Origin of the sequence: Gluconacetobacter brunescens, assembly GCF_048695475.1 — a bacterium.
Classification (GTDB): domain Bacteria; phylum Pseudomonadota; class Alphaproteobacteria; order Acetobacterales; family Acetobacteraceae; genus Gluconacetobacter.
In genome coordinates this window covers 173,408-192,126 of sequence record NZ_JBLHEN010000002.1, presented here as the reverse complement: position 1 = coordinate 192,126, position 18,719 = coordinate 173,408, and the positions used below count along the sequence as shown (strand labels likewise).

The following is an 18,719-nucleotide window of genomic DNA, read 5'->3' as shown; positions in this document are numbered from 1 at the left end:
CGCCGCAGCCCCGGCAGATGCGCCGCCGCCGGCAGGGGACGGCCGGTGGGCGGCGGCGGTTCGCGGACCTGCCAGGAGGGGCGTGGGCGGGATTCGATCTGCGTGCTCAGCCGAAGGCTCCGACATGGTGCATCACCGCGACGCTGGTTTCGCGCAGCAGGTTGAACAGGCGCAGCATGGGCGGGAAGATTTCGGCATGTTCGCGGACATAGGCGCCTTCGGAGCGGGGGCCGTGGGGCTCGTGGTAGTCCAGTTCCAGCCCGCTGCGGGTGACCGAGGGGAAGACATGGTCCAGCTCGCGCAGGGCGGAGGGGATTTCCAGGCACAGCACGCGCGTCGTCAGCGCGTCGCGCGAGAAGGCGTTGCGCGGTGAGAAATAGGGGATGCGTGTCGACAGCAGCCAGATCTGCTCGATCATGGCGATGCGGATCGCGTGCAGCAGCTTTTCCTCGGTGCCCATGGTGGGGGCCTGTGCCCAGGCGCGGCGCAGGGCCAGGTGGTCGGACTGGATGCGGCGGAACATGGCTTGGGTGCTGGCCCAGAAATTCAGCCGCTCCAGCCCCTGCATCAGGGCGAGGTAGGCGTCGCGCCGGGCCGGGTCGGTTTCGGCCGTTGCACGGTTCAGCCACATATCCGGGTCCAGCATGTAGATGACGGCGCGCAGCACCATGTCATCCGAGTGGGCCAGGGCATGGGCCGCGAAATCCAGCGCCCGGCGGAAGCGCGGGCTGCGGTCGAGAAATTCCTCGAAGGTTTCGGGATGGCGGGCGGAGGCGGTGCCGAGCCCCTGGATGGTGTTCGCGCACCAGCCGAGCTGCTGGAGGATCGCGTTGTTGGGGATGGCGCGCAACTGGCTGGGATGGCTGATGCGCGTGGTGGCGGCGCCGGCATCGCTCTGGCGGGCCGAGGGGCGCGAGCCTGTCTTGTCGATCAGGGACGGGCCGAAGGCGCCCAGCAGGGCGGCATAGCCCGGGTCTTCGACCAGGGTCGCCATGCCCGCGCCGATGGTCGAGAAGAAATCGGCGGAGAAATCGGGCTCGTCATAGACCGGGTCGCGGTCGCGGGGCGGGTGGGCGAAGGCATGTTCGGCGATGATGCTGATGGTGGCGTCGGCCAGTGCGCCGGTGCCGAACAGCAGGTAGCCGTCACCGCCCTGGAACGCGGTTTCCTCGCGGATATGCACGCCGGCATCGGCGAAGGTGGCCCGTGCCTGTGGCGGCGACAGGTAGTCGAGCCGGTCGGCCAGGCGGAACGGGTGGGCGCCGCGACCGATGCTCTCGCCATGGGTGTCGAACAGGATGACCTCGACATCCGTGAGGTTCCACCGCCGCAGCAGGTCGCAGATTTTCAGCCGCAGGCGCTCGATCAGGTAGGTGGCGGCGAGCTGGCCGACATAGCGGCCGGAATCCGAATAGCCGAATTGCAGGCTCATGCGGCCGGTACTGCGCAGATAGTCGCGCCAATGGGGCGAGCGCAGGGCTTCCTCGACGATATGGGCGCCGTTTTCCAGCGCTTCCTGCGTCTCGAACAGCGGCGAGATCTCGACCTTGTCGGCGATGCCGAAGGTGCGGGCCAGCCAGAGGGCGGCCAGCAGCGTATAGCCGCTTTCGGTCTCGGCGATCAGGAAGCGGACCGGGCTTTCATTGTCGATGTGGCGGATGATCTGGCGCACCGTCATCATCAGGCGGCCGGCGGTTGCCTGCTCGACCAGCAGCGAGCCGAAATCGATCTCGACCGGCTGGGCCTGTTCCAGCGCGTCGTTGATATGCGTGAGCAGGGCGCGGCGCTGCGATGGATTGTCCGGATTGTCCTCGATCCCCAGCCGCTGGCGGGCGACATTGTGGATCTGGGTCGAATTCAGCCGCACATGGGTGTGGGCGGCGCCCATGCCGTGGGCCAGCAGCCCGGCGCGGGCGACGGAAAGCGCCATCCGGTCGTCGGGCGGGGCGGCGTCGATGGCCTCCTGGAACGGCGCGGCCAGCAGGCTGGCGGCCGGGATCGCCTCGTCGCCGCGCTCGATCAGCACGGCGGCGAAGGCGGCGACGGCTTCGGCCTGCACGGAGGTGCCGACCGGGCAGGATTCGATCTGGGCGGTGACGGCCTCCAGCGCGGTGCCGACCCGTGCATGCAGGGCATCGGTCAGAGGGAGCAATGGTACGATCTGCGCCTGTAGCCGCTCCAGTTGCAGCCTCTTCATCCGCAGGCGCAGGCGGATGGTGTCCCACCAGCCGATATCGGTGCGTCCGTCGGTGTCGTAGCCGACCCAACTGGTCAGGATCACCGGACGGGGGCTGAGGACCGACCATTCATGCGGCCAGCGGGCGCGGGCCTCGGCCAGCAGGGCGCCGGTCAGCCGGTCCACCGCGTCGCGTCCGCGCAGGATCGCGGCCGAGGCGAGGGAAAATTCCTCCTCCAGGGTCGGCGGGGCGGCGCGGCGGTGGGTTTCCAGCTCCGGCAGGGGGGGCGGGGCGGCGGGGTCGGCCGACGCCATCGTCGCCAGGAGCGCGTAGACCGGATTGGCCAGGGCGAAGGTCGGGTGGGCGGTGAAGACGGCCGCGAAGCGGCAGCGTTCCACGGTCTTGCGGAAGGCGCCGAAGGTGGGCGGCGTGCCCTCCGGCCCCGGTGCGGTGGCGACCGCTCGCGCGACTTCGCGCAGGCGGGCCGCGATCTGCGAATCGTCGGTGCCGTCGACATAGCTGCCCAGCCGGGCGGCCCGGGCGCGGAAGGCGTCGTCGCGCAACTGGCGCACCACGCCGTCGAGCATGTCGGTCGTGAGCGTGCCGGCGGTCAGCCGCCGGCCGATTCGGCGCGCCAGCGTGATGATGGGATTGCCCGCGGACAGGTCCTCGGCCGCAGTGACCGATTGCCGTGCGAGGTCGAGCAGCATTTCCGCCGCGTCGCTGATGGAGGTGTCGGTCATTGCTGGCCTGTCTTTTCTGTCGTCATCCGTGGCGTCACGCCCCGGCAGGGTTTCATGTTCGCGTTCCCATCGCAATCTCTGGTGGTGTTGATCACGTCGAATTTCGGCCGATGTGCCGCAAGGGGGACAGCGGGTTTCGCGGGCGGCGCTTGGGTCTGTGCGTGCGGAGTGGTATCGGCAGGGGATGAAGACGACCCCCGATGTGGAAAATGCCATGTCCGACGCGGATCGGGCCGCCTGGCGGACATTGCGCCGATACCGCCACGCGGCGGGCGGCCTTCTGGCCGGCATGGGGGCGCTGACCGTGGCGGGGTATGCCGCGCCGGCGGCCGGCCTGGTGGCCGATGCGCTGTGGCTCGACGTGCTGCGCTCGGGCGCCAAGGCCGGCGTGGTGGGCGGCCTGGCGGACTGGTTCGCCGTGACGGCGCTGTTCCGTCGGCCGATGGGCCTGCCGATTCCCCATACCGCCATCCTGCCCGCGCAGAAGGCACGCCTGGGCGAGGCACTGGGCCGCTTCGTGGCGACCCATGTCTTTACCGAGGCCGACGTGGCGGCCGCGCTGGAACGGATCGACCTGCCCGGAATCGTGGCGGGCCTGCTGGATGATCCGGCGACCGCCCAGACCGTATGCCGTACGCTGGCCGGCGCCGCGCCGGCGGTGATGGCGCGGCTGGAGGATGGACGGGCCGGATCGGCCGTGACGCGGATGCTGCCGCTGCTTCTGGGGGGCGAGGAGGTGGCGCCGGTGGTGGCGCGGACCCTGCGGGCGCTGGTGGAAGGCGACCGGCACCAGGAAGTGCTGTCGTTTCTGCTGGCCCGGCTGAAGGATGGGCTGAAGGCCAAGGAGGAATCGCTGCGCGCGATGATCGAGGACCGCGTGCGTGAGCAGGGCGGCCGGATTCTGGGCTGGGCCATCGGCGGCTCGATCGCGACCAAGGTGCTGATTGCGGTCAATCAGGAACTGGATCGGGTCGATCCGCAGAACTCGGAACTGCGCGAGGGCTTCACCACCTGGGTGCGCGGCGAAATCGACCGGATCGAGACCGATCCCGAGCGGCGGCGCGAGATCACGGGCGCGATTGCCGGCGTGATGACCCATGACAGCGTCCGCGACTGGGGTGGCGATGTCTGGCGCCGGCTGCGGCAGATGATCGAGGCCGACATGGCCTGTTCCGATGGCTGGACCGCGTCGATCGTACGGGACACGTTGCAGCGCCTGGCCGACCAGATGCGCACCGACCAGGCCCTGCGCGAACGTGTGGTCGGGTGGGCGCGGCGCATGATTTTGGGGAGCCTGCCCTTTGTACGCGAGCGGCTGTCGCGCTTCATTGCCGGAGTGGTGGCGGCCTGGGACACCGACATGCTGGTTTCGCGGCTGGAATTGCGGGTGGGCCGGGATCTGCAGTTCGTGCGGCTGAACGGCACGCTGGTCGGCTTCCTCGCAGGGGCCGTGCTGTCGCTGGCGTTGCACCTTGTTTTCGGGGCGCAGGTGGGATGATCGGGCCGCGCCATGCGGCCATGACGGTCCGCTGTGCGCGGTTTGCACTTGACGATGGCGTTGTTGGGCATCATCTGGATCATAAATCAGTACTGAATTGGTCCGCTATGGAGCGGGCCGGAATCCAGGGACGAAAAGGAGGGTGCGGGTGCTGAGACTCTCGAAGCTGACCGACTATGCCGTCGTTGCCCTGGTGCGCCTGGCGCAGCAGGACGAGATGATGACCTCGCCTTCGCTTTCGCAGGCCACGGGGATTCCCGAACCCACGGTGGCCAAGGTGCTGAAGATTCTGGCCGCCGACGAACTGGTGATTTCCCTGCGCGGCGCGCGTGGGGGATACCGTCTTGCGCAGCCGCTGAATAAAATTTCGGTTGCGCGGGTCATCACCGCCGTGGATGGGCCGATCTCGCTGACGGCGTGCGTCGATGGCGGGGAATGCGACGCGCGCACCCTGTGCGGCCTGTGCGGGCAGTGGGATGCGGTCAATGACGCGATCCGGGGGGCGTTGTCCTCGATCACGCTGGCCGACATGCAGACCCGCGGGCAGGCCGCGCGGGGACCGGGGGCCGGTTGCGCGGCCCATGACATATCCGCTGCCGGCCCGGCCGTCGCAGTCTGAGGGAGCAGGAAGACATGCCAGCGATTGCCGAAACCCGCGATGCGGTCGAGACTCTGGGCCAGTCCGCCTACAAGTGGGGCTTCGAGACCGAGATCGAGATGGACATGGCCCCCAAGGGCCTGAACGAAGATACCATCCGCCTGATCTCGCACCGCAAGCAGGAGCCTGAATGGCTGCTGGAATGGCGGCTGAAGGCGTTCCAGGCCTGGCAGGCCATGACCGAGCCGACCTGGGCCAAGGTCAGCCATCCGCCGATCGATTTCCAGGACGCGCATTATTACGCCGCGCCGAAGAAGAAGGCGGGGCCGAAATCTCTGGAAGAGGTCGATCCGGAACTGCTGCGTACCTACGAGAAGCTGGGCATTCCGCTGCATGAGCAGGCATTGCTGGCCGGGGTCGAACTGCCCGAGGGCGAGACGGCGCGGCCGCCGGTGGCGGTGGATGCGGTGTTCGACAGTGTGTCGGTGGTGACCACCTTCCGCGAGACGCTGGCCAAGGCCGGTGTGATCTTCTGCCCGATTTCCGAGGCGGTGCGCGAGCATCCCGAGCTGGTGCGCCGCTATCTGGGCAGCGTGGTGCCGGTGGCCGACAATTTCTATGCGGCGCTGAATTCGGCCGTCTTCACCGATGGATCGTTCGTGTATGTGCCCAAGGGCGTGCGCTGCCCGATGGAGCTTTCGACCTATTTCCGCATCAATGCGCGCAATACCGGGCAGTTCGAGCGGACGCTGATCGTGGTCGAGGACGGGGCGTCGGTCTCGTATCTGGAGGGCTGCACGGCGCCGATGCGCGACGAGAACCAGTTGCATGCGGCGGTGGTCGAACTGGTGGCGATGGAAGATTCGTCGATCAAATATTCGACCGTCCAGAACTGGTATCCGGGCGACGAGAACGGGCGCGGCGGGATCTATAATTTCGTGACCAAGCGCGGCGCGTGCCGGGGCGATCGGTCCAAGATCTCGTGGACGCAGGTGGAGACCGGATCGGCCATCACCTGGAAATATCCCTCCTGCATCCTGCAGGGTGATGGCGCGGTGGGCGAGTTCTACTCGGTTGCGGTAACCAATAATCACCAGCAGGCCGATACCGGGACCAAGATGATCCATCTGGGGCGCAATACGCGCTCGACCATCATCGCCAAGACCATCAGTGCCGGGCATTCCGACAGCACCTATCGCGGGCTGGTGCGGATGATGCCCAAGGCCGCCGGGGCGCGGAATTTTACCCAGTGCGACAGCCTGCTGATCGGCGACCAGTGCGGTGCGCATACCGTGCCCTATATCGAAAGCCGCAACCTGTCGGCCAAGATCGAACATGAGGCGACGACCTCGAAGATTTCGGAAGACCAGCTGTTCTATTGCCGCCAGCGCGGCCTGTCCGAGGAAGATGCGGTGGGCCTGATCGTGAATGGCTTCTGCAAGGACGTGCTGAAGGAACTGCCGATGGAATTCGCGGTCGAGGCCCAGAAATTGCTGCAGATCAGCCTTGAAGGCAGCGTCGGCTGAACGGAGATGAGTGACGTGAGCAACGAGTTTTTGCGGATTGCCGGCCTGTGCGCCAAAATTTCGGATAACGGCGCGGACAAGGAAATCCTGCGCGGCGTCGATCTGGAGATTCCGGCCGGCGAGGTCCATGCGATCATGGGGCCGAACGGGTCGGGGAAATCCACGCTCTCCTACGTTCTGGCGGGGCGCGAGGATTACGAGGTGACGGCGGGCAGCGCGACCTTCAAGGGCCAGGACCTGCTGGCGCTGGAGCCGGAGGAGCGCGCGGCGCTGGGCCTGTTCCTGGCCTTTCAGGCGCCGGTGGAACTGCCGGGCGTCAATAACGCGAATTTCCTGCGCACGGCCGTCAATGCGGTGCGCCGTGCGCGCGGGCAGGAAGAACTGGACGCGGTGGCCTTCCTGAAGGCGGTGCGGCAGGAGACGAAGCATCTGTCGATGTCCGACGACATGCTGAAGCGCAATGTGAATGTCGGCTTTTCGGGTGGCGAGAAGAAGCGCAACGAAGTGCTGCAGATGCGCATGCTGAACCCCTCGTTCGCCATTCTGGACGAGACCGACAGCGGGCTGGACATCGATGCGCTGCGTATCGTGGCCGAGGGCGTGAATTCGCTGCGCGCGCCGGATTTCTCGGCGCTGGTCATCACCCATCACCAGCGGCTGCTGGATTACATCGTGCCGGACCGCATCCACGTGATGGCGCGCGGGCGCATCATCCATAGTGGCGGGCCGGAACTGGCCAAGCAGCTTGAGGCCCAGGGCTATGCCCGTTTCCTGGCGGAGGCCGCGTGAACGCGATCGCTCCCGCCGGCGTCAGCGCCGCCGCGTTCCTGAACCGCTACACCGGCGGGGAAGGGAATGCCACGCGCACGCAGGCGGCCGACCTGCTGCGCAAGGCGGGCCTGCCGCGCGCGGGTGTCGAGGCATGGAAATACACCTCGCTGCGGACGCTGTCGGATATCGCGTTCGCCGGTGCGCCGGCGCAGGCTGATGGAGTGGCGGTCGATGCCCTGCTGGCCGAGGCCGTGCGGGCTTACGAACTGGATGCCGGTCTGCCGCGTGCGGTGATGGTGAATGGGCGTTTCGCGCCTGACCTGTCGCGCCTGCCGGACGGGGTGTCGGTGGCGCGCTTCGCGGCGGGCGCGGATCTGGCGCCGCATGATGACGTGGCCAGTGCGCTGAATGCCCTGCTGGCGGAAGACGGGCTGACGCTGACGGTGGCGCCCGGTGTCGATGCCGGGCGGATGGTGCTGCTGTCGGTCGTGGTGGCGCCGGAGGGTGTCGCGCTGTCGGTTCATCCCCGGCACCGGATCATGCTGGGGGCGGGGGCGCGCCTGTCGGTGCTCGATCTGTCGGTCGGGCGTGGGGATTATCTGAACAATCCAGTGCTGGATGTCGTGGTCGCCGAGGGCGGGCATCTGATCCATGCCAAGCTGCAGACCGAGGACCCGGCTGCCCGGCATCTGGCGGTGGTTCATGCCGAGGTCGCGGCCGATGCGTCCTATGACAGCTTCACCCTGACGCTGGGCGCGGCCCTGGCTCGGCACGAGGTGCATGCCAGGCTGAAGGCCGAGGGCGGCATCGTGCATGTCAACGGCGCGCAGTTGCTGGACGGGCGGCAGGTTGCCGACCTGACCAGCGTGATTACCCATGCCGCGCCGTCATGCAATTCGCGCCAGACGGTGAAGAACGTGCTGGCGGGCCATGCTCGGGGCGTCTTCCAGGGCAAGATCCTGGTCGAGCGTGTTGCGCAGAAGACCGACGGCTACCAGATGAATCAGGCCCTGCTGCTGTCGGATACCGCCGAGATCGACGCCAAGCCGGAACTGGAAATCTATGCCGACGACGTACGGTGCAGCCACGGCGCGACCGTGGGGGCGCTGGATGCGGACCAGCTCTTCTACCTGCGCAGTCGCGGCGTGGCGGGGGGGGATGCCCGGGCCATTCTGGTCAAGGCCTTCCTGCACGACGCGGTGGAACTGATGGGCGACGAGGCCTTGCGGGCGGTGCTGAACCGCGCGGTCGAGACCTGGTGGAACCGAAAGGACGCATGATTATGGATGTCCCGCCCATGGTGATGATCGATCCCATCGATTCGCTGCGCGACCGGCGCGCCGACTTCCCGATCCTGGGCGAGACGGTGCATGGTCGCCCGCTGGTCTTTCTGGATAGTGCCGCCTCCGCGCAGAAGCCGGTCCAGGTGATCGATGCCATGGGTGACACCATGCGCACGCAATACGCCAACATCCATCGCGGCCTGCACTGGATGAGCGAGCGCACCACCGATGCCTATGAGGCGGTGCGCGACCAGGTGGCCGGGCTGATCGGCGCTTCGGCACGGGAAGAGGTGATCTTTACCCGCAACAGCACCGAGGCGATCAATCTGGTCGCCCATTCCTTCGGCAGCCTGATGCGGCCGGGGCAGGCGGTGGTGATTTCGGAGATGGAGCACCACGCCAATCTGGTGCCGTGGCAGATGCTGCGGGACCGGGCGGGCATCGAACTGCGCGTGGCGCCGATCACCGATGACGGCGACATCGAACTGGACGCGCTGGAGCGTCTGGTGGCGGACGGCAAGGTGGCGCTGGTGGCCGTTACCCACATGTCGAACGTGCTGGGGACCGTGACGCCGGCGCGGAAGATTGCCGATATCGCCCATGCGGCAGGGGCGCGCGTGCTGTTCGATGGCAGTCAGTTCGTCGTGCATCGCCGGGTCGATGTGCAGGCGATCGATGCCGATTTCTACACTTTCACCGGCCACAAGCTGTATGGTCCCACCGGGATCGGCGTGCTGTGGGGGCGGCGGGAACTGCTGGATGCGATGCCGCCGTTCCTCGGCGGCGGGGACATGATTTCCTCCGTGACCTTCGAGCGCTCCACCTGGGCCACCGTACCGCATAAATTCGAGGCCGGCACGCCTGCGATCATCGAGACGATCGGGCTGGGAGCGGCCATCAGCTATATCGAATCGATTGGATATGACGCCATCGCGGCGCATGAGGCGGCACTGGTCGCATACGCGCTGCCGCGCCTGGCCGAGGTGCCGGGCCTGCGTGTGGTGGGGGCGCCCGCCGAGCGTGGGGGTGTGATTTCGTTTACGATGGACGATGTGCATCCGCACGACATCGCCACCCTGCTGGATCGCAACGGGATTGCGGTGCGGGCGGGCCATCATTGCGCCGAGCCGCTGATGCGGCGCCTGGGCCTCTCCGCCACCGCGCGCGCCAGCTTCGCGCTCTATACGACGCGCGAGGAGGTGGACGCCCTGGCCTCGACGCTGACGCAGATCCGCGGCTTTTTCGTCTGAGGCGGGGCCGATGGATCAGGACGGGCTTTACCAGCAGCAGGTGATCGAACGGGCGCGTACGCCCGTTCATGCCGGGCCGCTGGAAGGCGCGACGGGCCGGGGCGAGGGCACGAACCCGATGTGCGGCGACCGGGTGCGCGTCGGGGTCTGGCTGGATGGGGATGGGCGGATCGAGACCGTTCGTCATCAGACCAGGGGATGCGCGATCTGCCTGGCTTCGGCCGACATGATGGCCGAACTGGTGGCGGGGCAGGAGCGGAGCGGAGCCGTGACCATGGGGCAGGCGTTCACCACCCTGCTGCAGACCGGGCAGGACGGCGAGGTTCGTCCGGAACTGATGGTTTTTGCGCCCTTGCGGCAGCATCGGTCGCGCATCCGCTGCGCGACGTTGGCGTGGTCGGCGCTGGAGGCGGCATTGACCGAGACCCCGGCGGATGACTCGAAGGACGGATGAGGCGGGAATGATGGTTGAGACCGACAGGATGGCCGCGATGGAAGAGACCGGAAACGGGACGCAGGAGCATGGCTTCTCGTTCGATGCGCCTGCGGCCAGCGACAGCCCAGCGGTGGAAGGCTGGACGCCTGATGGGCAGCCGGCGACGGACGGTGCGGTTGCGGTGCCCGACGAGGAGGCCGTGATCGCGGCGATCGCCACCGTCTTCGATCCGGAAATTCCGGTGAATATCTATGAACTGGGCCTGATCTACGCCATCGACCTGCATCGTGACGGCACGGTGCGCGTTGAAATGACGCTGACGGCCCCCAATTGTCCGAGTGCGCAGGAACTGCCGGCCCAGGTGCAGGAAGCGGTTCGCACCGTTCCCGGCGTGACCGATGCGACGGTCGAGATCGTCTGGGACCCGCCATGGGACATGTCGCGCATGAGCGACGATGCCCGCCTGAGCCTGAACATGTTCTGACACGTCGCGGCGGGATGCCATGCCCGCCGGGATCGGGAGATTGCCAATGACTGTTTCCAGCAACGCGACGACCGCATCGCCTGCCCCCGCCAGGCGGGCCCTGCCGCCCCTGATGGCGCTGTCCGACCGGGCGGCCGATCGGTTGCGGGCGTTGTACGCCACGGCCCATGCCGGGCAGTTGCTGCGGATCGCGATCTCGACCAAAGGTTGTTCCGGTCATGCCTACGACATGAGTTTCGTCGAGGCGCCCGGGCCGGGGGATGAAGTGGTGACCGACAAGGGTGTGACCGTTCTGGTGGATCGCAAGGCGACCCTGTTCCTGATCGGCACGACGATGGATTACGAGGTCAAGCAGCTCGAATCCGGCTTCACCTTCAATAATCCGAACGAGAAGGGCCGCTGCGGCTGCGGCGAGAGCTTCCACGTCTGAGCGCGATGCCTACGGCGATGGGCGGTCGTCATGCGGTCGGCGCCCCCTGAGATGACGTCTTGCGGTGTTCTGAAGCCGGATTGTCTGTGCCGTGAGGCATGCTTTTTCCCTGGATGGACGGGTAACCCGCCGGTCGCCATGGGAAGGAGCGAAATGTCATGAAGGTTCTTATCTGTCCTGATCCAGGTCGCGTTGCCGAACTGGCCGCGCGGCTGCTGGCCGGGCAGGTGCGTGACAAGCCGGATTCCGTCCTTGGGCTGGCAACGGGGCGGACGATGGAGAGCATCTATCGCCTGCTGGTCGGAATTGCCGGCGCGGAGGGCGTCGATTTCGGTGCCGTTACCACCTTCAATCTCGATGAATATGTCGGCCTGTCGGGCGGGGATGCCCAATCCTATCGCCATTACATGCATGCGCATCTGTTTGCGCACGTCAATCTCGACGGCGCGCGGACCCATGTTCCGGATGGTGCGGCGCGGGATGCCGATGCGGAAGCCCGGGCCTATGAAGCGCGTATTGCCGGGGTCGGCGGGATTGATCTGCAGCTTCTTGGTCTGGGAGAGAACGGACATATCGGCTTCAATGAGCCGTTGTCCTCGCTTGCCAGCCGTACCCGTGTCGTGACCCTGGCGCGGGCGACGCTGGTGCAGAATGCTGGGCTGTTCGACGGCGATCTGTCCCGCGTGCCGACGCGGGCCATCACGATGGGAACGGGTACGATCCTGGAGGCGCGCAAGGCGCTTCTGGTCGTGACCGGTGCCCGGAAGGCAGCAATCGCCGCGCGGGCCATCGAGGGGCCGGTCGGCGCCTCGGTGCCGGGGTCTGTCCTGCAATGGCATCCTGATTGCCTTGTCCTTCTGGATCCGGCGGCGGCGTCCGCGCTGACGCAGCGTGACGCGATCGAATGGCAGATGCGCCATGATGCGGAACTGCTCGCGATTCAGGCGGCCGGCCGGTAATAGATTGATGCTGCGGGAAACAGGGCGGTGCGAAGGGCCCCGGGCAGCGCGGGCCGTATCGCGACGGTATCCGTGGGGCGATCCCAGGAGAGGACGAGTATGACGTTTTCGACCGCGCGCGCAGCCCTCGTCGGGTCTTTGCTGCTGGCCGCGATGATGGCCCCTCCGGCGTGGGCGGTGCCCTCGGGAGAACAGCCGGCAGTGGTGGAGCCGCTCGCCCCCGCGCTGATGCCGCTTCCCTCTTCGGTTACCTTTTCCGGTGGTGTGCTCCCGTTGTCCGAGGGGTTTGCCGTGTCGTGGAGTCATCCGCCTTCGGCGATGTTGCGGGCGGCGGTCGGGCGTTTCCTGCACCGTGCCGATGCGCTCGCCGGGCGGGTGCTGCCCGCGGCGGATCGCCCTGCTGGCTCCACGGCCATGCCGGTGCCGCTCCGCATCGCGGCTGGGCAGGATGCGGGCTGGCTGAGCACACGGGCGAAGGAGGATTACCGGCTGGTGGTCGGCCCCGATGGCGTGACGCTGACGGCCGACGGTCCCGATGGGGTGATCCATGGTCTGGCGACTCTCGCGCAACTGATCGCGCGGGACGGAAACGGCCCGAAAATCGATTTCGCGACCATTGCCGATCATCCCCGATTCGTCTGGCGCGGGATCATGATCGATACGTCGCGCCATTTCGTGACGGTCGAGACCATCAAGCGCCAGATCGACGCGATGGAGATGCTGAAACTCAATGTTCTGCATCTGCATCTCAGCGACGGCACTGGATTCCGGGTGGAGAGCCATGTGCTGCCCGAACTGACCGCGAAGGGGTCGCACGGCCAATATTATACCCAGGCGCAGATCCGCGACCTGGTGGCGTATGCGGCGGATCGGGGTATCCGGATCGTGCCCGAATTCGACCTGCCGGGCCATGCCTTGGCCGTGCTGCTGGCCCATCCCGAACTGGCGGCCACTCATCCGGTCGATCCGGAGCCGAAAAACAAGAATACGGCCGCGCTTGACCCCACCCTGCCGGAGACGCTGCACCTTGTGCGTCGGCTCTATGGTGAGATGGGGCGCCTGTTTCCCGATGCCTATTTCCATTCTGGTGGCGACGAGGTCGAGCCGGACGAATGGCTGAAGAATCCGAAGATCGTGGCCTGGATGAAGGAGCATGGCTATGCCACGCCGCAGGCCTTGCAGGCGGGGTTCACCGTCCAGGTGCAGAAGATCCTCGCTGCGCAGGGGAAGGTGATGGTCGGGTGGGACGAGGTCAGCGAGGCGGCCATCCCGTCCGACGTGGTTGTGGATGTCTGGCGGAGTTCGAAATTCATCGCTTCCGCGACCGCGGGCCATCATCCCGTTATCGTTTCCGCCGGATATTATCTCGATCTGCTTCAGCCGGCCGGGCAGCATTATCTGGTCGACCCTTACGATCCGGCCGCGAATGGCGTTACCCGCGAGCAGGCCGACAGATTGCTGAAGAAGGGGATGCGGCCCGATCTGGTGGAGGCCTTCCTGAAGGAGCCGGCGCCCCCGCCACTGACCGGGCAGCAGAAAGCCTTCGTCCTTGGGGGGGAGGCGCCGCTATGGGCGGAACTGGTGACCGACGAGATGCTCGATGCGCGGATCTGGCCCCGTGCCGCCGCGATTGCCGAACGGTTCTGGTCGCCTGCCGAAGTGCGGGATGTCGACGACATGTATCGTCGCCTCGCGGTGGTGAATGCCGAGCTTCAGATCGCGGGATTGCAGGCCGAGGCGAACAGATGGCGCATGGCGGCGCGGCTTTCGCCCGGCGCGGTCGATCCGGTCATGGTTCTGGCAAGTGCGACGGTGCCGCTGCGTAATTACAACATGAACCGCTATGTGGCACGCCATGGCAGGAGGCTGGATGAGATCGGGGAAGTGGCATCGCCCGATCCGGCACCCGCGCTGCGGTTTTCGATGCTGGTGACGCGCTATGTGTCGGGCGACCATGCGGTGGCACCGGCGCTTCGGCGGCAGCTTGTGGCGTGGCGCGACAATGATGCTGCGTTTGCTCTGGTGGCGCATGTCCGTGGCCTGTCCGAAGCACTGGTGACGTCCCACCATCTCGCGGTGATCGCCCAGGCAGGGTTGAAGGCGCTGGATGGCAAGCCGGCGCTTTCGGCAGCGGAGAAGGAAATTTTCGATCAGGAAGATGCGGCCATCAACAACTCCGCCGATGTCTCCGGTTCCTCCGGTGGGCCCGTGATCCTTCCGCCTGCGGGCCTGATGATCGCGGTCGAGCCGGCGGTGAGAAAACTTCTCGGCCAGTGAGGCGCCGGTGGGGTTTGGAGGCGGGGAGACAGGATGTTCTCTCCCCCTCATATCAGGTCCGCTTTACGCCCCCGAATAGGCATAAGGGCCGCCTCGTTCCAGTGCCCGGCTCCAGGCCGGTCGGGCGTGGATACGACGCAGAAACGCCTCGACATGGGGAAGATGCCGCACCGCCTCCGTTCGGGCGCATGCGGCCTCCAGTGGGAAACTCATCTGGATATCCGCTGCGCTGAACGCACCGCCGGCAAACCAGCCGGTCTGCATGAGCGATTCTTCCCAGAAAGTCGTGTGACGCTTGATTTCCGGCCCCAGAAGCTGGGTCTGCACCCCCTTTGCAATGAGGGAGGCGAACGGGCGGAGCAATAATGGCATGCGGGACGGCAGCATCCCGAAGATCAGTTTCATCACCAGCGGTGGCATGGCCGATCCTTCCGCATAATGTAGCCAGTAGATGAAACGGCGATATTCTGGCGTTCCCGCGGGAGGGCGCAGGTGGCCATTGTCATATTCATCGAGAAGATATTCGATGATGGCGCCGCTTTCCGCGAGCGTGACGTCTCCTTCCGTGATGATCGGTGACTTGCCCAGCGGATGGATTTTCCGGAGTTCCGGCGGCGCCTGCATCGTCCGGGGATCGCGTTTGTAGAACCGTATCTCGTATGGCACGCCGAGTTCCTCAAGCAGCCAGAGCACGCGTTGCGAGCGGGAATTTTCGAGATGATGCACGATGATCATGAGAGGCCGTCCTTGTCGCACCATTCCTCGGGCGCGTATGGAGCGTCGGGACTCATGATAACGCCGGATAACGTGATTGCGTTTCGGCTTGGGCGATGCTGGAGACGCCGGGCACGGTGCCGCATGTTTTTTTTAGTCTGTCCGCTTCCAGCGGTTGAGCTGAACCGGAAAAATCATTGTGATGCCGGAGATCGGCTTTGTGCTCATGAACACGGCTTCAGCCGGATAAACACGAGGCTGGAAAGAGAAATCATAGGATTTGTCGCTATTATTCTGAACGAGGCTGAATGCCTTGCCGGCTTCGGTCACGGAAAGTTCCGATCGGGCTGGCAGGGTGAGGGTGACCGTCGTCGTGTCGGGTAGAAAGGCTGACATGAAACCGGCCTTTCGGCTTATCTGATGATCAAGCTTCGACATCCAGCCTCTTGCATCGCTGCCCGTGAACCGGGTTGCCGGAGGTGAGTCCATGCTGACCGTTGCCTGAAACCTGATCTCCTGGCCTTTGGACAGGGCAGCCACGACATTCGGGTTTTCCATCTGCAAGGCCCGGTCGGCGGGGAAGACGATTTCATTGCCTCCTTTGGGAAACAGGGAGACATGGCCCTGCTTCGCATCGAGAAAAATATGGGCGTCTTCGGGTTGAAGGTCGCCAGGCTCCAGTAGCGCCCGGACATGCAGATGAAGACCCGTTGGCTGGCCGTCTTTCAGATCAATGGCGTTCGCCGTTCCTTCCATCCGGCTTAGATTCGACACCACGACACGATGAAATGCACCGCGAATGGCGATATCTTCGGCCAATGCCGGTGAGGCAACGAATAGCCAGGCCAGCAGAGCGGTCAAGAGTCTCAAGCGCATTCCTTCATCCTTAGCCCGGTGTGGCGTGATGACGATCCTGCAAGTGTCCTTTGGATATTGCTCGGCATAACGATCAATCCGCAAGGAAACCGTGATCAATATAATTTACTTGCGAGGGTACGTATGCTGCCGGTGGTGACTGGTCGCTTCAGGGAAGAACGTATTATGCACTGGGATGTCACCTTGAATACCCGTGTTTATTTCTATATATTAATAATATTTTACTTTCAACGCGACCGTCGGCCCCGCATTTTTCAAACTCTATGTGGTCAACCCGAATATCAACAACGTGTTCAAGTTGAAGCGGTAACATCTTGATGCGGGTTCGACCTCGTGCTCTTTCGACGGCATCGTCGACTGCCCGGTCCTGCTCATGGTCCAGGCGAATTTCTGAGCGTGGGTATCCATGTCATGCCAGGCTTGGACGACCACAACACGTAATCGGCGCGCGGCCGCGCGCCAGGGAGAAAACGATTTGATTCGGACAAAACTTCACGGCGCCCCGAAGCGCCGTGCCAGGACCATGATGCTGCTGGGCACCGCCTGCCTTGCCGGAATGCTGGTGGGAACGGAAGCGCGGGCCGCCGCGACCATGACGGCGCCCGCAACGCCGAGCGTGCCCGCAATGTCGCAGGGTTCGTGGGGCTTCGATCTGCCCGGTCGCAATCTTTCGGTAAAGCCGGGCAATGATTTCTTCGGTTATGCCAACGGCACCTATGTCGATCATCTGGTCATCCCGCCGGATCGGACAAGCTGGGGGCCGTTCAACGAGCTTGCGGAACTGTCGCGCACGCGGGTGCAGACGATCCTGAAGGACGTATCGTCCCAGTCTCAGGCGAATCCCGCGACGATCGAGGGGAAGCTCGGCACGTTCTATGCCTCGTTCATGGATGAGGCGGCCGTCGAGGCGCTGGGCGCAAAGCCGCTGGCGGCCGACCTGGCGGCGATCCGCGCCGTAAATGACGCCACATCCTTCGCCGCCCTCGTGGCCTCGGCGCAGGACACATTTCAGTCCTCGCCGTTCTCGCTCATGATCCAGCCCGATGCGAAGGACCCGACCCAGTACGCGCTCGATCTCGATCAGGCCGGCCTGGGCATGCCGGATCGCGATTATTATTCCAAGCCGTCTTTCGCCGCGAAAAAGACCGCGTATCAGGCCTATGTCGAGCAGATGCTCGGTCTTATCGGCTGGCCCGACGCGAAGCAGGCCGCGTCCGACATCGTCACCCTTGAAACGGCGATTGCGAAGGTGCACTGGGCGCGCGACGAGATGCGCGATCCGGAGAAAAGCTACAATCCGCGTACAGTGGCGCAACTCCAGAAGGACGCGCCCGGTTTCGACTGGCCGACATGGCTGAAAGCGGCGGGGATCCCCGAGACGGGCCTCGCGCAGCGCGTCCTGATCGCGGGTGAGCCGAGTGCCATTGCGGGGGAGGCAAAGATCCTCGGCGCGACGGACATCGCGACCCTGCGGGCCTGGCTGGCGTTCCATCTGGTGGACAATGCCGCCCCCGACCTGTCGAAGTCGTTCGTCGATGCGTGGTTTGCCTTCAACGGCAAGACCCTGTCTGGCCAGCCGCAACTGCCCGTGCGCTGGAAGCGTGCGGTGGGGGCGACGAGTTCCGCGATGGGCTGGGCGATCGGCCGTGTCTATGTCGAGCGCTATTTCCCGCCGGAGAGCAAGGAGGAGATGGGGCATCTGACGGATGCGCTGAAGGCCGCGTTCCATGTTCGTCTGGAGCATAATAGCTGGATGGGGGCGGCGACCCGCGCCGCCGCGCTGCGCAAGCTGGACAATTTCACCATCCAGATCGGCTACCCCACCAAGTGGCGCGACTATGGCACGCTGGAGGTCCATAAGGGCGACGTGTATGGCAATGCCACGCGGGCGATCGCCTTCGAATGGCATTATTGGCTCGGGCATCTGGGCAAGCCGGTCGATCGCGACGAGTGGGACATGACGCCGCAGACCGTGAATGCCTACAATATGCCGGTCTTCGACGAGATCGTGTTCCCTGCCGCCATCCTCCAGCCTCCGTTCTTCAATCCGAAGGCGGACGCGGCGATCAATTACGGTGCGATCGGCGGGGTGATCGGGCACGAGATGACCCATTCCTTCGATGATGAAGGCCGCAAGTTCGACGATCATGGACGGTTGCGCGACTGGTGGACCAAGGCGGATGCGGCGCGCTTCCAGAAGCTCGCTGATCGGCTGGGCGCGCAGTATGATGCGTTCGAGGTGCTGCCGGGCGTGCATGTGAACGGCAAGCTGACGATGGGCGAGAATATCGCCGATCTGGGTGGGCTGACGCTGGCGCTCGATGCCTATCACGCATCGCTCCAGGGCAAGCCGGCCCCTGTGATCGACGGGCTGACCGGTGACCAGCGCGTGTTCCTCGGCTGGGCGCAGGTCTGGCGCGAGAAGGTGCGTGACGATGCCGTCCGTCAGGAAATCGTGGTCGATCCGCACTCGCCGCCGGTCGCGCGCGTCAATATCCCGATGCACAATATCGACGCCTGGTATGCCGCATGGGCCGTCGAGGCCGGGCAGAAGCTTTATCTCAAGCCTCAGGACCGCGTGAAGATCTGGTAACGCGAAACCGGCCGGGGAAAGCCCGGCCGGTTTGAATGGGGATAGTCACATCAGGCTCGGATCGTTTCGGTTGAGGCGATCCGGGCCTGATTTTTTGTGAATGG

Annotated in this window: 15 protein-coding genes; 12 read left to right on the top strand and 3 right to left on the bottom strand. The window is 65.3% G+C overall.

Annotated elements, in window-relative coordinates; genetic code table 11:
- Positions 1-106: 106 nt before the first annotated feature.
- Positions 107-2,920 (bottom strand): phosphoenolpyruvate carboxylase, encoded by a 2,814-nt coding sequence (locus ACMAUO_RS13220; RefSeq protein ID WP_420357450.1) that lies wholly within the window; start codon positions 2,918-2,920, stop codon positions 107-109.
- Between the two features lie 214 nt (positions 2,921-3,134).
- Here ACMAUO_RS13220 and ACMAUO_RS13215 point away from each other — a divergent pair, with 214 nt between their 5' ends.
- The 11 genes from ACMAUO_RS13215 to ACMAUO_RS13165 all read left to right on the top strand — a co-directional run bounded on the left by ACMAUO_RS13215 (position 3,135) and on the right by ACMAUO_RS13165 (position 14,432).
- Positions 3,135-4,418, top strand: a complete 1,284-nt coding sequence (locus tag ACMAUO_RS13215; RefSeq protein ID WP_420357449.1) for a DUF445 domain-containing protein — start codon at positions 3,135-3,137, stop codon at positions 4,416-4,418.
- 148 nt (positions 4,419-4,566) lie between these two features.
- Entirely contained in the window at positions 4,567-5,037 is a 471-nt protein-coding gene (locus ACMAUO_RS13210) for an SUF system Fe-S cluster assembly regulator (RefSeq protein ID WP_420357448.1), read from the top strand.
- 14 nt (positions 5,038-5,051) lie between these two features.
- A complete protein-coding gene (gene sufB, locus ACMAUO_RS13205; RefSeq protein ID WP_420357447.1) occupies positions 5,052-6,542 on the top strand; it encodes a Fe-S cluster assembly protein SufB in 1,491 nt (496 codons plus the stop codon).
- A 15-nt stretch (positions 6,543-6,557) separates the two neighbouring features.
- Positions 6,558-7,331 carry a Fe-S cluster assembly ATPase SufC gene (gene sufC / locus ACMAUO_RS13200; protein ID WP_114727357.1) on the top strand — a complete coding sequence of 258 codons (774 nt, stop codon included), beginning with the start codon at positions 6,558-6,560 and terminating at the stop codon, positions 7,329-7,331.
- Positions 7,328-8,593 carry a Fe-S cluster assembly protein SufD gene (gene sufD, locus ACMAUO_RS13195; protein ID WP_420357446.1) on the top strand — a complete coding sequence of 422 codons (1,266 nt, stop codon included), beginning with the start codon at positions 7,328-7,330 and terminating at the stop codon, positions 8,591-8,593. Before sufC ends, sufD begins: the two co-directional genes overlap by 4 nt.
- Positions 8,594-8,595: 2 nt before the next feature.
- On the top strand, positions 8,596-9,846 hold the full coding sequence (locus ACMAUO_RS13190; protein ID WP_420357445.1) for a cysteine desulfurase: 1,251 nt from the start codon (positions 8,596-8,598) through the stop codon (positions 9,844-9,846).
- A gap of 10 nt (positions 9,847-9,856) precedes the next feature.
- Positions 9,857-10,300: a Fe-S cluster assembly sulfur transfer protein SufU gene (gene sufU, locus ACMAUO_RS13185; protein WP_420357444.1), complete on the top strand. Its 444-nt coding sequence runs from the start codon at positions 9,857-9,859 to the stop codon at positions 10,298-10,300.
- A gap of 28 nt (positions 10,301-10,328) precedes the next feature.
- Positions 10,329-10,766: an SUF system Fe-S cluster assembly protein gene (locus ACMAUO_RS13180; RefSeq protein WP_420358265.1), complete on the top strand. Its 438-nt coding sequence runs from the start codon at positions 10,329-10,331 to the stop codon at positions 10,764-10,766.
- Between the two features lie 46 nt (positions 10,767-10,812).
- A complete protein-coding gene (locus tag ACMAUO_RS13175) occupies positions 10,813-11,196 on the top strand; it encodes a HesB/IscA family protein (protein ID WP_420357443.1) in 384 nt (127 codons plus the stop codon).
- A gap of 158 nt (positions 11,197-11,354) precedes the next feature.
- Positions 11,355-12,155 (top strand): glucosamine-6-phosphate deaminase, encoded by an 801-nt coding sequence (gene nagB, locus ACMAUO_RS13170; protein WP_420357442.1) that lies wholly within the window; start codon positions 11,355-11,357, stop codon positions 12,153-12,155.
- Between the two features lie 99 nt (positions 12,156-12,254).
- Complete coding sequence (locus ACMAUO_RS13165) at positions 12,255-14,432, top strand: beta-N-acetylhexosaminidase (RefSeq protein WP_420357441.1); 2,178 nt, start codon at positions 12,255-12,257, stop codon at positions 14,430-14,432.
- A 63-nt stretch (positions 14,433-14,495) separates the two neighbouring features.
- On the opposite strand, the gene ACMAUO_RS13160 is transcribed toward ACMAUO_RS13165, so the two are convergent.
- Together ACMAUO_RS13160 and ACMAUO_RS13155 are read right to left on the bottom strand one after the other, a co-directional pair.
- Entirely contained in the window at positions 14,496-15,167 is a 672-nt protein-coding gene (locus tag ACMAUO_RS13160; protein ID WP_420357440.1) for a glutathione S-transferase, read from the bottom strand.
- A gap of 132 nt (positions 15,168-15,299) precedes the next feature.
- The gene (locus tag ACMAUO_RS13155) at positions 15,300-16,007 is read right to left on the bottom strand and encodes a hypothetical protein (protein ID WP_420357439.1); all 708 of its coding nucleotides are present in this window, start codon (positions 16,005-16,007) and stop codon (positions 15,300-15,302) included.
- A gap of 538 nt (positions 16,008-16,545) precedes the next feature.
- Between ACMAUO_RS13155 and ACMAUO_RS13150 the strand changes: the two genes are divergently transcribed.
- Positions 16,546-18,615 carry a M13 family metallopeptidase gene (locus ACMAUO_RS13150; RefSeq protein ID WP_420358264.1) on the top strand — a complete coding sequence of 690 codons (2,070 nt, stop codon included), beginning with the start codon at positions 16,546-16,548 and terminating at the stop codon, positions 18,613-18,615.
- Positions 18,616-18,719 lie beyond the last annotated feature (104 nt).